The 15,962-nt window shown below is 43.3% G+C and carries 15 protein-coding genes; 6 read left to right on the top strand and 9 right to left on the bottom strand.

Annotated features, from left to right (window positions below; all coding sequences use genetic code 11):
- The first annotated feature begins 63 nt into the window (after nt 1-63).
- The 3 genes from ydiJ to SWOO_RS13965 all read left to right on the top strand — a co-directional run bounded on the left by ydiJ (nt 64) and on the right by SWOO_RS13965 (nt 4,175).
- Entirely contained in the window at nt 64-3,135 is a 3,072-nt protein-coding gene (gene ydiJ / locus SWOO_RS13975; RefSeq protein ID WP_012325327.1) for a D-2-hydroxyglutarate dehydrogenase YdiJ, read from the top strand.
- Between the two features lie 52 nt (nt 3,136-3,187).
- Nucleotides 3,188-3,631 carry a DUF1285 domain-containing protein gene (locus tag SWOO_RS13970; RefSeq protein WP_012325326.1) on the top strand — a complete coding sequence of 148 codons (444 nt, stop codon included), beginning with the start codon at nt 3,188-3,190 and terminating at the stop codon, nt 3,629-3,631.
- Between the two features lie 115 nt (nt 3,632-3,746).
- Entirely contained in the window at nt 3,747-4,175 is a 429-nt protein-coding gene (locus SWOO_RS13965; RefSeq protein ID WP_041417658.1) for a MarR family winged helix-turn-helix transcriptional regulator, read from the top strand.
- Nucleotides 4,176-4,343: 168 nt separating this feature from the next.
- On the opposite strand, the gene SWOO_RS13960 is transcribed toward SWOO_RS13965, so the two are convergent.
- Both SWOO_RS13960 and SWOO_RS13955 read right to left on the bottom strand, forming a co-directional pair.
- On the bottom strand, nt 4,344-4,688 hold the full coding sequence (locus SWOO_RS13960; protein WP_012325324.1) for a hypothetical protein: 345 nt from the start codon (nt 4,686-4,688) through the stop codon (nt 4,344-4,346).
- Between the two features lie 211 nt (nt 4,689-4,899).
- Nucleotides 4,900-5,931, bottom strand: a complete 1,032-nt coding sequence (locus tag SWOO_RS13955; RefSeq protein WP_012325323.1) for a Leu/Phe/Val dehydrogenase — start codon at nt 5,929-5,931, stop codon at nt 4,900-4,902.
- A gap of 260 nt (nt 5,932-6,191) precedes the next feature.
- Here SWOO_RS13955 and SWOO_RS13950 point away from each other — a divergent pair, with 260 nt between their 5' ends.
- Nucleotides 6,192-6,635, top strand: coding sequence for a DUF4826 family protein (locus SWOO_RS13950; RefSeq protein WP_012325322.1), 444 nt, complete (start codon nt 6,192-6,194; stop codon nt 6,633-6,635).
- A 95-nt stretch (nt 6,636-6,730) separates the two neighbouring features.
- Here the strand turns inward: SWOO_RS13950 and SWOO_RS13945 are convergent, their stop codons facing one another.
- The 6 genes from SWOO_RS13945 to SWOO_RS13920 form a co-directional block, all read right to left on the bottom strand.
- A complete protein-coding gene (locus SWOO_RS13945; RefSeq protein ID WP_012325321.1) occupies nt 6,731-7,855 on the bottom strand; it encodes a ribosomal protein uL16 3-hydroxylase in 1,125 nt (374 codons plus the stop codon).
- Nucleotides 7,856-7,952: 97 nt separating this feature from the next.
- Nucleotides 7,953-9,323 (bottom strand): adenylosuccinate lyase, encoded by a 1,371-nt coding sequence (gene purB / locus SWOO_RS13940; RefSeq protein ID WP_012325320.1) that lies wholly within the window; start codon nt 9,321-9,323, stop codon nt 7,953-7,955.
- 28 nt (nt 9,324-9,351) lie between these two features.
- Entirely contained in the window at nt 9,352-9,966 is a 615-nt protein-coding gene (gene hflD, locus SWOO_RS13935) for a high frequency lysogenization protein HflD (RefSeq protein WP_012325319.1), read from the bottom strand.
- A 3-nt stretch (nt 9,967-9,969) separates the two neighbouring features.
- The gene (gene mnmA, locus SWOO_RS13930; protein WP_012325318.1) at nt 9,970-11,103 is read right to left on the bottom strand and encodes a tRNA 2-thiouridine(34) synthase MnmA; all 1,134 of its coding nucleotides are present in this window, start codon (nt 11,101-11,103) and stop codon (nt 9,970-9,972) included.
- Between the two features lie 145 nt (nt 11,104-11,248).
- Nucleotides 11,249-11,725 carry an NUDIX hydrolase gene (locus tag SWOO_RS13925; RefSeq protein WP_012325317.1) on the bottom strand — a complete coding sequence of 159 codons (477 nt, stop codon included), beginning with the start codon at nt 11,723-11,725 and terminating at the stop codon, nt 11,249-11,251.
- A gap of 13 nt (nt 11,726-11,738) precedes the next feature.
- Nucleotides 11,739-12,446, bottom strand: coding sequence for an rRNA large subunit pseudouridine synthase E (locus SWOO_RS13920; protein ID WP_012325316.1), 708 nt, complete (start codon nt 12,444-12,446; stop codon nt 11,739-11,741).
- A gap of 412 nt (nt 12,447-12,858) precedes the next feature.
- Between SWOO_RS13920 and SWOO_RS13915 the strand changes: the two genes are divergently transcribed.
- A complete protein-coding gene (locus tag SWOO_RS13915; protein WP_012325315.1) occupies nt 12,859-15,081 on the top strand; it encodes an NADP-dependent isocitrate dehydrogenase in 2,223 nt (740 codons plus the stop codon).
- Nucleotides 15,082-15,193: 112 nt separating this feature from the next.
- Here the strand turns inward: SWOO_RS13915 and cspD are convergent, their stop codons facing one another.
- On the bottom strand, nt 15,194-15,400 hold the full coding sequence (gene cspD / locus SWOO_RS13910) for a cold shock domain-containing protein CspD (protein ID WP_012142231.1): 207 nt from the start codon (nt 15,398-15,400) through the stop codon (nt 15,194-15,196).
- Nucleotides 15,401-15,649: 249 nt separating this feature from the next.
- Here cspD and clpS point away from each other — a divergent pair, with 249 nt between their 5' ends.
- The gene (clpS, locus tag SWOO_RS13905; protein WP_012325314.1) at nt 15,650-15,958 is read left to right on the top strand and encodes an ATP-dependent Clp protease adapter ClpS; all 309 of its coding nucleotides are present in this window, start codon (nt 15,650-15,652) and stop codon (nt 15,956-15,958) included.
- Nucleotides 15,959-15,962: the final 4 nt, after the last annotated feature.

The raw sequence follows: 15,962 nt of genomic DNA, 5'->3' as shown, positions 1-15,962 counted from the left end.
AGCGGCTTTTTTTTTGTTTATACTGTTTAGCCAACTAATAAAAAAATATAGATAGAAACTAATATGTCGCCGAACGTGAGCTTGCCTAAATTATCCCATGAACAAACGCTTGAACCTGTATACCTCTCCTTTCTTGGTGCGTTAGCCCAGAGTGAGTTCAGTGGTGATATTGATAAACGTTATAGTGCTCGTTTAGCCCAAGCCACGGATAATTCGGTCTATCAGTTTTTACCACAAGCGGTTATCTACCCTAAAAATCAACAAGATGTCAGCATTGCTCTGACATTAGCGGCAAAAAGTGAGTTTGATAAAGTGGTGTTTAGTGCCAGAGGTGGCGGCACGGGAACCAATGGCCAATCACTTACCCACGGATTAATTTTAGACTTGTCGCGTTACCTTAATAAAGTGGTTGAAATCAATGCTGAGGAGGGCTGGGTCAAGGTTCAGGCTGGTGTGGTGAAAGATGCACTTAATGATGCGCTGCGCCCTCATGGTTTCTTCTTTAGTCCAGATCTCTCTACATCCAATCGAGCCACCATAGGTGGCATGGTTAATACCGATGCATCTGGTGCTGGCTCCTTAGTGTATGGGAAAACATCAGATCATGTGCTTGGGTTATCGAGTGTGCTTTATGATGGCAGCGTACTTGAGACCACCACTGTCTCTAATGATGAATTGGCTCGTATAGACGATGTTACGCAGAATGCTTTGGGGCAAAAGTTAACCGAAGAGGTAGCTTCAATTTGTCGTAATAACCGCGCTGAAATTGAAGCTCGCTTTCCTAAATTAAACCGCTTTCTGACAGGTTATGATCTGAAAAATGTGTGGAATGATGAGCTCAGTGAGTTCAATCTATCTCGGATCTTAACAGGATCTGAGGGAACCCTTGCGGTTATCACCGAAGCTAAGCTTAATATCACACCACTGCCAAGTGTGCGCATGATGGTCAATATCAAGTATGACTCGTTTGAGTCGGCATTGAGGCACGCGCCAGACTTAGTCAAAGCTAAAGCGACGGTAGTTGAAACGGTCGACTCTAAAGTGCTCAACCTTGCCCAGCAAGACATTATCTGGCATTCGGTTTCAGATTTGATAAAAGAGGTGCCTGGTAGTGTTATCGACGGTCTCAATATGGTTGAGTTTGCTGGAGATAAAGAGGAGGTTGAAGCCAAAGTTGCTGAACTTGAATCTGTTCTTGAGCAACAGATAAACGCCTCTGCTGGTGGATTACTTGGGTATCAGGTTACCAGCGATAAACCCAGCATTAATATGATCTATGCGATGCGAAAAAAAGCGGTAGGCCTGCTTGGCGCAACAAAAGGGAGACGTAAGCCACTGGCATTTGCTGAGGACACTGCCGTACCACCAGAAAAGCTCGCCGATTTCATTATGGAGTTTAGAGCGCTACTTGATAGCCATCAGTTGCAATATGGCATGTTTGGCCATGTCGATGCAGGTGTTTTACACGTTAGGCCTGCACTGGATATGTGTGATATCAATGATGAAAGACTGCTTAAGACTGTGTCGGATCAGGTTGCTGACTTGACCCTCAAGTATGGCGGCTTAATGTGGGGAGAGCATGGTAAAGGGGTACGTGGTGAATACGGCCCTGCTGTTTTTGGTGATGAGCTCTATGGTTTACTTGAGGAGGTAAAAGGCCTTTTCGACCCCCATAACAAGCTCAATCCAGGTAAGCTTGTTGCTCCTAAAGGTGCGGGTGCGCTTATCTACAATGTTGACAGTGCTAAGCGTGGTAGCTTTGACAGACAGATCCCAATTAAGACCCGTGATGCTTTCCCTGATGTGATGAACTGTAACGGCAATGGTTTATGTTTTAACTACAGCCATTATTCGCCCATGTGTCCCTCATTTAAAGTGACTGGTGACAGAGTACAGTCACCGAAAGGCCGAGCGGGTTTAATGCGTGAATGGCTTCGCCTACTTGAGAGTGAAGGGGTAGATCTTGATGCTTTAGCCAAAGCAAAACCATTAGGACTGCTTCAAAGAGCACAAAATAGTTTAAAGATAGAGAGTGAATACGACTACTCCCATGAAGTGATGGAATCGCTAAAGGGCTGCCTAGCCTGTAAGGCATGTTCATCTCAATGTCCGGTTAAGGTCGATGTGCCTAAGTTCAGGGCTCAGTTTTTTAATATCTACTATCAGAGGTATCTGCGTCCAACAAAGGATTACTTGGTTGCGGGCATAGAAGATGCGCTTCCAGTCATGGCCAGTATGCCAAAGCTAACGAATGCCGTTTCTCAGAACCCTGTTAGCCAGTGGGTGATAAAACGAGCACTGGGGTATGTTGATGCACCAGCATTGTCGGTACCAACCCTTAAACAGCGTCTGGATGGCCATGGTAGCAGGGGATACGATCTTGAAGCGTTAGCTGCAATCCCTGACGATGAACGCTGTGAATATGTGTTGGTAGTGCAAGATCCATTTAACAGTTATTACGAGGCAGGAACGGTTTACCGTTTTATTAAGCTGATTGAAAAAATGGGCTTAAAACCTGTTCTGCTTCCATTTAAGCCAAATGGAAAGCCTATTCACATTAAAGGTTTCTTAGATAAATTTGCTAAAACGGCCAAGTCGTCGGCAGATTTTTTAGCTCAGGTGCATAAACTTAACATCCCTATGGTAGGCGTCGATCCTGCTATGGTGCTCTGTTATCGTGATGAATACCGAGAAGTACTTGGTGATGAGTGCGGTGATTTTGAAGTAAAGCTTGCAAACGAGTGGTTACTAGAGGCGATAAAGTCTCACAGTGTCAGTAGGCCAAGCTCTGAGTTAAAGCCAGAATTAAAGCCAGAGTTCACCTGGTTTAGCCACTGTACAGAGTCAACGGCTAAACCTAATACAGCAAAAGAGTGGCAGTTGATATTTGCACACTTTGGTGCAGAGCTTAAAACGGCCAATATGGGCTGCTGCGGTATGGCGGGAACTTATGGTCATGAATTGGAGAATCAGCAACGTTCCCGCGAACTCTTCAGTATGTCTTGGGAGCAGGCATTAAAGGAGTTACCTCAAGAGCAGATATTAGTTTCAGGTTACTCCTGTCGTAGTCAGGTTAAACGTTTCGGTGGCTTTAAGCCTAAACACCCTCTTGAAGCGCTGCTTAGCTTAATATAATTCAATCTCAACCGGTGATGAGGCAAGTTTATTCTGGCCTCATGGAGGTAGTATGAGTGATAAGCGTATCTGCGCAGAGCAAACTCTGACTCAACTGACAAAAGAGACAGAGCTGTGCACTCAAGCAGTATTGTTTAAGATAGATGGTAAAGGGGATTGGTTCTATCTTGAGGAACCATTACCCAGTAAATTTGCGCGCCTGTTCTCGTCCATTCTTTATCAAGTTGACGGTGAATACTTTCTTATTACTCCTGCTGAGAAACTCAAAGTTGAAGTGGTTGATCACCCCTTGGTTATTGTGGATTACCAGCGATGCAATGAGGCGGGGATGGATGTCGTGACCTCACTGGGTATTGTGCATAAAATCTCAGGAATTCAAGATTTTGATATCAAGGATGAAGAGATCACGCTCACACTTGAAAGAGAGAACACTGCCAAACTAGGGCGTGCATGCTACTACCGTTTTATTAATGAGTATATATTAGTAGATAATTAATCTATTTTAAAAACAATGCATTATACTTTAAATGTGAATTTGTTTCCGCTATCGCTAGTTTCTTGCCAACTAAGTGGTAATATTAAATCAGGTGCTCATATTGTGGAGGTGCTGCTTGAAACAGTCAGAAAGTTTAGGCTATCTGGTTTCTCATTTGAATGTTGATCTGCAAAATGCATTGGATCAAAAGCTTAAACGTTACCAGTTGGATATTAAGTTGTGGCCGGTTCTTTTTGCCCTGTGGCAAGAGGAGGGGATCACTCAGACTGAACTCTCTAAACGTTGTGATGTAGCCAACTATACGATGACACGTATTTTGGACCAGCTGCAGACTCAGGGGCTTGTTACTCGTCATCAAGAAGCCGATAATCGTCGGGCTTTCCAAATACTCCTCACAGACTCAGGCAAAGCGTTAGAGCAAGATCTTATTGTTGAAGCAGAGCGAGTCAACGAACATTTTTTAGAGAACTTATCAATGGATGAGCGTCTCGCGTTTGTGAGCCTACTCAATAAAATTAACCGCTTTCCCCCAGACCAAGCCTAATTGTTTTCAACTTGTTAGATCGTAGTTTTTGTTTATCCCTTTATTGCTTACACAGTTGTGGTTATCCGATGTGGTATTAGTTTATAGAGGGAGAGTTATTTAATGGAAATGCCTGTGTGAGTCATCAGGCTAAAAAGGATAGGGCAGGCTTGGTAGTCCTGCCCTTTTTTAATTTAACAGTAATAACAATAAGCTAGAGAGTGTGAAGAATATTGCCCAGTTTTGCAGTGACCTTCTGCTCTGACTCAGGTTCTCCTTACCCTGCTTTATACTGGCAACAAGATTGTTTTTCCTGTAGATCCTGCATACCATCTGCTCAGACGATGGGTCAATAAGTAGTTGAAATTTACAAGGATTTCCATCATGAAGTTTAACTTCATGTTCACTGTGTTGTCCAAAGTTTAATTTTCTCGAGACTCGTTTCCCGTTAATGTATACCTGTTCAAGCCCACACCAATTGCTTGCTTGAAGTTCAACAATATCTTGATTGAGATCATACTTGAAAGTAACCATATTGTTTTCCTAAGCGAGGTAACGAGCCTCTAAGTCAAGCAGACAAATATGACAATATCCAGTTCATAATGATTAATTTTCTGTGCTGTTTAACTATCTCTTTGGTAGGCTTGCGAAAATAAATTTTGGCATAAAAAAAAGGGATAGAATTGATATTCCACCCCTTGGTTGTTTTATGATCATTCGGTCATATTTTTACAAAATTAAGTCACTATTTAGCGGCTTCAATGATGGCGCGAGCAAGATCATCGGCAACCGATGACGTGGTGCGATCTTGCTTATCTGCCTGCACAAAAATACGTGTCAGCGTGTTATAGATCTCTTCAACTTTTTGAGTTGCTAATGTCGCGTCGTAATCTTTCTCAAACGAGACATTAATGATCCCACCCGCATTAATGACATAATCAGGAGCGTACAAGACGCCAAGCTCTTTTAGCTTCTCACCATGTCTGGCTTCTGCCAACTGGTTGTTTGCACATCCAGCAACGATAGTAGCCTTAAGCAGCGGAATTGTGGTGTCATTAATCGTCGCGCCCAGGGCACACGGTGCATAAATATCGACATCCTGATGGTAGATATCTTGAGGAGCCACAACGGTCGCACCAAACTCTGTCGCAACCCTATCCAAAGAGGATTGGTTGATATCGGTAACGATAAGTTCAGCGCCTTCTTGATGCAGGTGACGGCATAAGTAGTAACCTACATGGCCAACACCTTGAACGGAAATCTTAAGCCCTTTAAGGCTATCAATACCACGTTGATGCTTAACGGCAGCCTTGATCCCTAAGTAGGTACCTAAAGCGGTAAAAGGTGAAGGATCGCCACTTTTTCCTTCAAGTCCAGCCATATAAGGAGTTTCTTCGTGAGCGATCATAATGTCGGCAGTCGACACACCCACATCTTCAGCTGAATAATACTTACCACCTAATCCATCAATGCAGCGGCCAAAGGCGCGAAATAGAGCTTCTCTGTCTTGGGTCTTTGGATCAGCAATAATGACAGACTTTCCGCCCCCCATCTCCAAACCTGCAAGGGCATTTTTATATGTCATACCGCGTGATAAACGAAGCACATCGTTGAGTGCCTCATCGTCAGACTCGTAATTCCACATTCTACAGCCGCCAACAGCTGGGCCTAAATTAGTATTATGGACAGCAACGATGGCTCTTAAGCCGCTCTCCTTATCTTGACAAAAAACGACCTGTTCATGTTCGTCAAAAGAGATATGATTGAATACAGCCACGTAACGGTTCTCCCCTAGGGATTTAAACACAAGCACTTAATAAAGAGTTTATTCGGTGCCTTATTAAAATTATTGCAGAACGATAGCATTTAGGGATACTCTCAACAAAGTAAAGGTTTGGATTAATTGTGATCTGTGTGGCAATTTTGCTTTCCACTTTACGTTAACGTCAATCTGAGTGGTGTTTATCACGATTCAGTCACGTTATTTTTGGGAAAGCGGTTACAGGTTTACATATAACAATAAGATAGGATGCAGATATGACTGAACAAGTAGACACTCAGGCGCCAGAGTTAAATGCAGAGCAACAAGAAGCTTTGAGGCAGGAGTGGATTAGAGAGCACTTTCAAAAAGCGAATCGATTTCTGGCTGAAAAGGGCGTGATACCAAGTAAAGTGATTGCTGATGATAGCCGCTATTTAGCCCCTTATGTCGCGGTTTGGAAGATGGAATCTAAGCAACCCACTAAGCAAACTTTTTGGGTTATGTCTGGTGATCTCCCCAGTGATTATGTTGATGTTAAGGTTGCAGAAACGGCTCGTGATGCGCTGCGTCACTTTTCGATGATGTGGCAGATGAAGGCGGAAAACCTGATTAAATCAGGGGCAACTCAAGATCCAACTCAAGCTAAGTTTGCTCAACTTTTGGTTTCCCGTGCTGAGAGCCTTTATCAGATCCAAGGTGATGAAAAACTGTGGGGCTAGTCAGGTAAAACCTCTACTGTTTTAAACAAGTAGCAGATAAAAATGGCACCTAATATAGGTGCCATTTTAGTTTAATGCTCATATATTGATAGGTATTAGGCTAAGTAATAGTAGCCTCTATTCAGTAACGCTAAAATGAGCTCTTTAATTTTACTTGATTGACACAGGGCTGTTGCTTGCTGGTTATCGAGAGCAAATCTGTCAGCTAACTTTGTAATATCACTCTGCTCGAGTTGCTCGCAGCTAAACACCTCTCCATTAATAAAGAGTCTATTGCTGTCACCTTCGAGTTGTAGCACCTTTAAACCACCCACTCTGTGGACTTCAGCACCTTCAGACAGGGCATGCATCAAATCGTCAAGATTGTAGGGGGTATCGGGAGTCGATAAATCAAGCTCAAATCGATTCTGGCTTAGCAGTTGTCCTAACGCTGTTTGGTAAAACTCAGGCTGACTAAACAGCTCATTTATCTGGTTTAACATCCCTTGTTGATGCTCAAAGGGGACTGTTGACGCCGATGTGGGTTCACTCGATGAAGTAAAGCGTTTTAAGCCAGTATTGGTATCAAGCAGGTGGTCGGCAATACTACTAAATAGCTCCTGCTGGCTTGGGGCTCGAAATCCAATAGAGTAACTTAATGCGGTAGTGAGGGTTTCTGCGCAATGGGGATATCCTGGCGGTATATAAAGCATATCCCCAGCTTCGAGAACCACATCAATAATGGGCTCAAAATCGTCAATCAGTGCGGTATTGGTATCGCCGCCCCTCGGCGTATAATCCCCTTTAGCACCAACTCGCCAGCGTCTAGTGCCTTCACCTTGAAGCAGAAAGACATCATAGTTGTCGATATGGGGACCGACTCCGCCACCTTGAGTGGCGAAGGAGACCATGAGATCATCAAAGCGCCAGTCGGGAATAAACCTAAAAGCATCAATAAGCGGAGCCGTATCTGGGTACCAGTGGTTCACGGCTTGAACCAGTAATTGCCAGTTCTTTTCACCAAACTGATTATAATCTTCGATAGGACCTTGAATGATCTCCCAGTCGCGCTCTTTTGTTAGCACGATTCGAGATGAAATCTCCTCTTCGCATGCAAGCCCTGCAAGCTCATCGGCACCAATTGGGTCGATAAAGCCAGTAAAGGCTCCTTTAATGACAAGGGGCTTCTTTTGCCAGTATTGAGTTAAAAACTCAGCCACATTCAGATTTAGTTTATACATATACTTAATTCGGTTATGTGTTTATCTATAAAAAAAGCGGTAAGTGTTAGCTTACCGCTTTTTATCGATACTATTAGTGCATTAATCTAAATGCAGATCACTTCATTTCGTCTACAAAAGATTCTGCACGACCGATGTAGTTAGCCGGCGTCATCTTCTTAAGCTCAACTTTAACCTCTTGAGGTAGCGCTAAGCCGTCGATAAACTGAGCTAGCTGCTCACCATCGATACGCTTACCACGTGTTAACTCTTTGAGTTTTTCATATGGCTTTTCGATGCCGTAACGGCGCATTACGGTTTGTACAGGTTCAGCCAATACTTCCCAGTTTTTGTCTAATTCTGCACGAAGTTGCTCTTCGTTTACTTCAAGCTTGCTGATCCCTTTTAGGGTTGATTGGTATGCAATCAAAGCATGAGCCATACCAACACCTAAGTTACGTAGCACTGTAGAGTCAGTCAAGTCACGCTGCCAGCGTGAAACAGGAAGTTTAGCCGCTAAGTGTTGCATTAGCGCGTTAGCGATGCCTAAGTTACCTTCTGAATTTTCAAAGTCGATAGGGTTAACTTTATGAGGCATGGTTGAAGAACCGATCTCACCAGCAATAGTCTTCTGCTTGAAGTGACCCAATGCGATATAACCCCAGATATCACGATCAAAGTCGATCAAGATAGTGTTGAAACGGGCTACGGCATCAAACAACTCAGCAATATAATCGTGTGGTTCGATTTGAGTTGTGTATGGGTTCCAGTTAAGGCCAAGGCTAGTGACAAAACGCTCAGAAACGGCGTGCCAATCAACCTCTGGGTATGCTGATAGGTGCGCGTTGTAGTTACCAACAGCACCATTGATTTTACCCATCACTTCAACACTTTCGATCTGCTTAAGTTGACGCTCAAGACGAATGGCAACGTTCGCCATCTCTTTACCTAAAGTCGATGGAGATGCTGGTTGTCCGTGAGTACGTGACATTAATGGCACTGAGCGGTGCTCTCTTGCTAGGCCTTTAATCGCATCGACTATCTGTTGACAGTATGGAACAAGCACCTGCTCACGGGCTTCAAGAAGCATTAAACCATGAGAAAGGTTATTAATATCTTCTGAAGTACAGGCAAAGTGAACAAACTCATCGATGGCAACAAGCTCGGCATTATCTGCTATCTGCTCCTTGATGAAGTATTCAACGGCTTTAACATCATGGTTTGTTGTTGCTTCAATGGTTTTAATACGCAGGGCATCAGCTTCATTAAAGTTATCTTTAATGCTATCAAGTAGCGCCAAAGCGGTTTCGCTAAATGGAGGAACTTCCTCAATCTCTGGGCAGCTAGAGAGTAGCTTTAACCAGTTAATTTCGACTTGAACACGGTACTTGGTCAGGCCGTACTCGCTGAAGATCCCTCTCAATGAGGCGGTTTTACTACCATAACGACCGTCTACAGGAGAGATAGCAGTTAGTGCGGATAGTTCCATTATGAAGCTCCTTAATGAACTTAACTTATTATAGGGTAAGACTTTTATTAGCAATATCTAGAATGGACTTTCTGGCGAAGACTAGATGTCTACGCTTGCCACCTAGTTGACGCCACAAAACTGCACTGCGCATGGCCGATAACAGTAATGCTCGAATTTTTTCTTGAACCTGATTCTGTTTCAGAAACTCAGGATTACCTGATATCTGAATTTTAGGACCAAGTGTGCTGATCACATCACTGTAGATCCCTGCAAAGTTTGCGATCACTTGTTCATCTGTGATGCTAAAGTGATGCAGTTGGCGGTGAACCTGATTGATCCTTTCCGCTAAGAGACCCATGGCATTACCGCGAGATAACTTACGTTCAAGGGCTAAGATCCCAACTAAGTAGCGGGTGATCTCAACATCTTTATCTTTACTATCACCAAGCTGATTGACGATAAGCTGATAGCCTTTGTTCAATGCTGTCTTATCAGCGTATACATCTGAGGTGGAGTCTGGATTGGTAACTAGTACAGTATTCAGACTCGCCGCTAGACTGTCATTGTCTGAATTACCGTGTCTGGCAATATGCTGAACCTGGCCAATAGCCTGTAAGATCCCTGCAAATGCCATCGTGCGTTCATCTAAAAGCTCGCTCACGTCTTATTCTCTGATTAGTGAATCGATGATACCGCCGCCTAAGCATACTTCGGCATCATAAAAAACGGCTGATTGGCCTGGTGTCACTGCTGCAACAGGTTCATCAAAGAGTACTTTTACCCTGTCTTCGCCATCGTAATGTAAGCTGCAGGCTACGTCTCTTTGACGGTAACGAGTCTTAACTGTAATTTTTGCGCCATTGTCAGGACCAATACGGTCAACCCAGTGAAGTTGGTCAGCATAAAAACCCGTCGACATAAGGCGAGGGTGGTTACCACCTTGACCCACAACTAATACATTGCGGTCCATCTCTTTATCAACCACATACCAAGGATCATCGTTACTGTTTTTCATTCCACCGATCCCTAGACCTTTACGCTGTCCAAGGGTGTGATACATCAAGCCTTGATGGGTTCCAATGACTTCACCTTCAGCAGTCTCAATATTACCAGGCTGTGCAGGCAGGAAGGTGCTGAGGAAGTCAGTGAACTTACGCTCACCGATAAAACAGATCCCAGTACTATCTTTTTTATCATGGGTGATAAGTCCCATCTCTTTGGCAATCTCCCTGACTTCACTTTTTTCAAGCTCACCGACAGGAAATAGTGAGCGGGAAACTTGCTCATGGCTCAGTGTATAGAGAAAATAGCTTTGATCTTTATTGCCGTCGATACCTCGTAGCATCTGGCTTTGACCGCTGTCATCACTACGGCGAACATAGTGCCCCATGGCGATGTAGTCAGCGTCTAAAATATCATCTGCAAACTCAAGAAATGCCTTAAATTTTATCTCTTTATTACAGATAATATCTGGATTTGGCGTTCTGCCTGCCTTGTACTCTGCTAGAAAGTATTCGAAAACATTGTCCCAATATTCAGAGGCAAAGTTTACTGTGTGCAGTTTTATGCCCAGCTTATCGCATACCGCTTGCGCGTCTTTAAGGTCATCTGCAGCAGCACAATATTCATCGGTGTCATCTTCTTCCCAGTTTTTCATGAAAAGACCTTCGACTTGATAGCCCTGTTTAAGTAACAAGTAAGCCGAAACTGATGAGTCAACACCGCCGGACATGCCGACAATGACTTTTTTATTAGCAGTGGGTTCGATTAATGCCGCAGTTGGTTCGATTATCGCCATAGTTCCTAAAACCGTTGAATATACCTAGATAGCTTGAAAGAGAGATGAGTCGTGATATTTAGCCTTGAGTTAAACCCATGTGAGGCTAGGTCAGTCATGTAGAAGTCATCTAAAAAAGAAGCTATATTTTCGGGGGCGTATTCTATCACGCATTCTGGCTTGGAGCTAACCTGAGATACTGGCTATTGAGCAGTTCTAGCGGATAGTGTGTTTTATTTCTGGCGTCATCGAGACTGGTGAGTACTAATGGGCTTCTTAATTTAGCCGCTAGCGCCTGAATTTCATCAAAAGTTAACCAGTGTGCAGCTTGAATATCTGTATCTTGAGGCGTAGCATTTACACAGCTTGAAAGTTGAGCAAAGAAGGTAAACCTAAGAAAGGCTAGCGTGTCATCAGGATTGAATTGATAGATCCCAACTAGCTCCTGAACTTTAAGCTTGATCCCTGTTTCCTCAAATACCTCTCGCTCGCAAGCTTGAGTGATTGATTCACCTTTCTCTAAGTGTCCTGCGGGCTGATTGTAACGAGTTTGCCCATCGATGAGCTCCTCAACCATAAGATACTTATCTTGACACTGCACAATACAAGCTACAGTCACATTGGGTCTGTACCTTGGCTTCATGGTGTGCTCCTTATTACTGACATACGGCTTTATTTTTCATATCAATACTCTGGTATTGACCTGGACTGAGATCATCAAGACTCCATTGACCTATTTTATAGCGAATGAGTCTGAGCGTTGGAAAACCGATATGGGCAGTCATTCTTCTTACTTGACGGTTACGCCCTTCACAGATCTGGATCTCTAACCAAGTGGTTGGGATAGCTTTACGCTCTCGGATCGGTGGAACACGTTCCCAAACAGTAGGTTGCGACATGATGCTGATTTTTGCAGGTAGCGTCATGCCATCTTTTAGTTCGACGCCCTTACGTAACAGATCTAATTGAGCTTCATCTGGTGCGCCTTCAACTTGCGCCCAATAGGTTTTGAATGTCTTTTTTTTAGGCTCAGTGAGTTTAGATTGAAGTTTACCGTCATTGGTAAGCAGTAACAGTCCTTCACTGTCCCTGTCGAGTCTTCCTGCTGCATATACGCCGGGAATAGGGATAAAGTCTTTTAATGTTTGACGTCCCTGTTCATCGGTAAACTGGCACAGCACGTCAAAGGGCTTATTAAAAAGAACGATAACAGGTTCAACAGTTTTGCCTTTACCAGTACGCATTTGAGGAGCTTTAGATTTTGGCTGATTTTTGTTAAACCAAGAAGCTCGCTTCTGATCGCCTCTTTTGGAGGTTGTGGTCGCTCTTTTTGATTGAGACTTTTGTTTAATTGTGTGACTCACGCTAACTTATCTTCTGTCAGAAAATGACTTAATGTTTACAGTGTACTTTGCATTCGCCATTAGTGGAATTTGAATATTGCGAAGAATGTTTTATGATGTGCGCGACAAAAGTGTGATCTAAGCCAAGTTGTCACAGTATTTTGAGAAGTTCAGCTTAAGCGGCATTACGTGATATGAAGGTTTAGACTGTGTCTATTTTGTGGGGAATAGCCCCACTCAATAAGGCACCTTATCCTTTCTTCAATGCCTCTGATACCTAAATTGGGTATAACAAGATTATCGGGTCTGGGCATGACCAAGACCTCAATAAAAGTGCTAATTAAAAGCACAGATCCAACTGCAGTTTATAAAATAAGCAGTGTAAAAATAAAATATTTTAAATTCTCTATTTTACAATAATGTAGGACGAAAAATGACCGACAATTCAACCATTATCTATACTGAAACAGATGAAGCACCGGCACTCGCCACCCTATCTTTACTGCCTATCATTAAAACTTTTACTCAAGCGGCAGGCGTGAATGTAGAAACCCGTGATATCTCTCTTTCGGGTCGAGTTATTGCAAACTTTCCTGAGAAACTATCAGACAGTCAGAAAATAGGTGATGCCCTTGCTGAGCTGGGTGTTCTAGCTGGTAAGCCTGAAGCGAATATCATTAAGCTACCGAATATCAGTGCCTCTATTCCTCAACTCAAAGCGTGTATTTTAGAATTACAAAACAAAGGCTACGATATTCCTTCATATCCAGATGAGCCTGCAAATGATGCAGAGCGTGAAATAAAAGCGCGTTTTGATAAGATCAAAGGAAGCGCAGTAAACCCAGTTCTTCGTGAAGGTAACTCAGATCGTCGTGCACCAGGTTCTGTAAAGAAATATGCACAGAAAAATCCTCATTCAATGGGTGCATGGAGCACAGACTCTAAAAGCCACGTTGCACATATGAGTGAAGGTGATTTTTACGGCAGTGAAAAGTCCTTAACCTTAGAGGCCGATCAACAGGTCAACATAGTGCTGGCTAAGGCTGACGGTACTGAGCAGATCCTGAAGTCGTCGTTGGGATTATTAGCTGGTGAGGTAGTTGATGCTGCTGTGATGAGTAAAAAAGCGCTTATCAGCTACTTTGAGCGTGAGATTGATGAGGCAAAAAACCAAGGTGTGCTGCTTTCACTTCACTTAAAAGCCACCATGATGAAGGTCTCCGATCCAATTTTGTTCGGTCATGCGGTTAAAGTTTATTATAAAGAACTGTTTGCAAAGCATGGAGAGTTATTTGAAGAGCTAGGTGTCGATGTTAATAACGGTGTTGGTGATGTTTACGCCAAGATAGCTCAACTTCCAGCTGAGCAAAAAGCCGCGATTGAAGCGGACATTGCTGCTATATATGAAAGCCGTCCTGAGCTTGCGATGGTTGATTCAGATAAGGGGATCACTAATTTACACGTACCAAGTGATGTGATTATTGATGCTTCAATGCCTGCCGCAATTCGTACATCAGGCATGATGTGGGGCGTGGATGGTCAGCCAAAAGATACCAAAGCGATGATCCCTGATCGTTGTTACGCGGGTGTTTATCAAGAGACTATCTCTTTTTGTAAAGAGCATGGCGCATTTAATCCAACGACCATGGGTAGTGTACCAAACGTTGGTTTGATGGCCCAAAAGGCGGAAGAGTACGGTAGCCACGATAAAACATTTGAGATCCCAGCAGCAGGTACCGTTAAGGTGGTTAATGGTCAAGGAGAAGTGCTTCTTTCCCATGACGTTGAAGCTGGTGATATCTGGAGAATGTGTCAGGTAAAAGATGCACCTATCCGTGACTGGGTTAAACTTGCAGTTAAGCGTTCACGCCTATCTTCAACACCAGCGGTATTCTGGTTAGATGTAAACCGTAGTCATGATGCAGAGATCATTAAAAAGGTTAATCAATATCTTCCTGAGCATGATACTGAAGGGCTAGATATCCGTATTATGTCTCCGGTTGAAGCGACACGTTTTACCTTGGCACGTACTAAAGATGGGCTCGACACTATCTCTGTCACTGGTAACGTATTGCGTGATTACCTAACAGATCTGTTCCCAATTTTAGAGCTTGGTACGAGTGCTAAAATGCTCTCTATCGTACCGCTAATGAATGGCGGTGGATTATTTGAAACTGGTGCTGGTGGTAGTGCACCTAAGCATGTTCAGCAAGTTGAAAAAGAGGGTCACTTGCGTTGGGATTCACTAGGTGAGTTTTTGGCATTAGCAGCGTCTCTTGAGCACCTAAGCCAAACGACCAATAATCCTAAAGCTCAGGTGCTAGCAGATACATTGGACGCCGCTATCGGTCAGTTCCTAGATCAAAACAAGTCGCCTTCACGTCGCGTTGGTCAACTGGATAATCGTGGCAGTCATTTCTATCTTGCTATGTACTGGGCTCAGGAAGTCGCTAAGCAGACTCAAGATGCGGAGCTTAAAGCGCACTTTGCTTCACTGGCAGAATCTTTGACTAACAATGAAGCTAAGATTGTTGATGAGCTGAACTCTGCGCAAGGTGCAGCAGCAGATCTTGGTGGCTATTACCGTTTAGATGCTGCTAAAGCGTCAACTGAGATGCGTCCAAGTGCGACATTAAATGGATTGTTTACTGCATAAGTTGGTCACTGCGAAGAGGGATCCCTCTTCGCATTAATTGTGAACTATTTTTTGTGAGAAATAAAAAAGGCAGGGAAAACCCTGCCTTTTTTTACTTTTTACATCGCCAAAACTAATTGGTTGGCGAAATAGCTGACGCGTGCATACCTTTAGGACCCGCTTCCACTTCAAATTGGACTGGTTGGCCTGCTTTTAGCGTTCGATAGCCTTCCATTTCAATGGTAGAATAGTGTGCAAAAACGTCTTCACCACCAGCTTCAGGGCAGATAAACCCGAATCCTTTGGCGTTGTTGAACCATTTAACAGTTCCGTTTGCCATACTTCCACTTCCTTCTGTTGTCTACTTGCCAGTAAGATAGTAAAACTAAATAAGCGGGGACAATTCACCGCCTGTTGAACAGAATGAAAGCAGTGAGTTTGTATGTCAAGAGTATTTTAGCAAAAAGTCAACATTTGTGTGTAAAATTTGTATCAATTGATGAACTTGATAGAAGATTGTAGAGGAAGAGTTTTTACTGAATAATCTCTTTAATTGGTACAAGTGATGACTAGAGGCTAATATTGAACCATGGGTAAAGCAGGAAATATTGAACACGTTGAAGAGCGTGTCGAATCGGAAGTCATGCCGCCTTCGATGTACAAGGTGATTTTAAACAATGATGATTATACTCCGATGGACTTTGTGATTGAGGTGTTACAGCTCTTTTTCAAAAAAACCGAGGAGCAAGCCACAGATATCATGCTTGCAATCCATCATCAGGGAAAAGGAATTTGTGGAATTTTTCCCTTTGGAATTGCAGAAACTAAGGTTGCACAAGTAAATCAATTTGCAAGACAAAACCAACATCCGTTACTGTGTTCATTAGAGAAAGCCTGAATTG

It is taken from the genome of Shewanella woodyi ATCC 51908, from assembly GCF_000019525.1.
Classification (GTDB): Bacteria; Pseudomonadota; Gammaproteobacteria; order Enterobacterales; family Shewanellaceae; genus Shewanella; species Shewanella woodyi.
This window is presented reverse-complemented; position numbering and strand designations above follow the sequence as displayed.

Bases quoted from the DNA above. Each gene is read 5' to 3' on its own strand.
- ydiJ (WP_012325327.1), top strand. From the start codon at position 64: ATGTCGCCGAACGTGAGCTTGCCTAAATTATCCCATGAACAAACGCTT.
- SWOO_RS13970 (WP_012325326.1), top strand. From the start codon at position 3,188: ATGAGTGATAAGCGTATCTGCGCAGAGCAAACTCTGACTCAACTGACA.
- SWOO_RS13960 (WP_012325324.1), bottom strand. From the start codon at position 4,688: ATGGTTACTTTCAAGTATGATCTCAATCAAGATATTGTTGAACTTCAA.
- SWOO_RS13950 (WP_012325322.1), top strand. From the start codon at position 6,192: ATGACTGAACAAGTAGACACTCAGGCGCCAGAGTTAAATGCAGAGCAA.
- SWOO_RS13945 (WP_012325321.1), bottom strand. From the start codon at position 7,855: ATGTATAAACTAAATCTGAATGTGGCTGAGTTTTTAACTCAATACTGG.
- purB (WP_012325320.1), bottom strand. From the start codon at position 9,323: ATGGAACTATCCGCACTAACTGCTATCTCTCCTGTAGACGGTCGTTAT.
- mnmA (WP_012325318.1), bottom strand. From the start codon at position 11,103: ATGGCGATAATCGAACCAACTGCGGCATTAATCGAACCCACTGCTAAT.
- SWOO_RS13925 (WP_012325317.1), bottom strand. From the start codon at position 11,725: ATGAAGCCAAGGTACAGACCCAATGTGACTGTAGCTTGTATTGTGCAG.
- SWOO_RS13915 (WP_012325315.1), top strand. From the start codon at position 12,859: ATGACCGACAATTCAACCATTATCTATACTGAAACAGATGAAGCACCG.
- cspD (WP_012142231.1), bottom strand. From the start codon at position 15,400: ATGGCAAACGGAACTGTTAAATGGTTCAACAACGCCAAAGGATTCGGG.
- clpS (WP_012325314.1), top strand. From the start codon at position 15,650: ATGGGTAAAGCAGGAAATATTGAACACGTTGAAGAGCGTGTCGAATCG.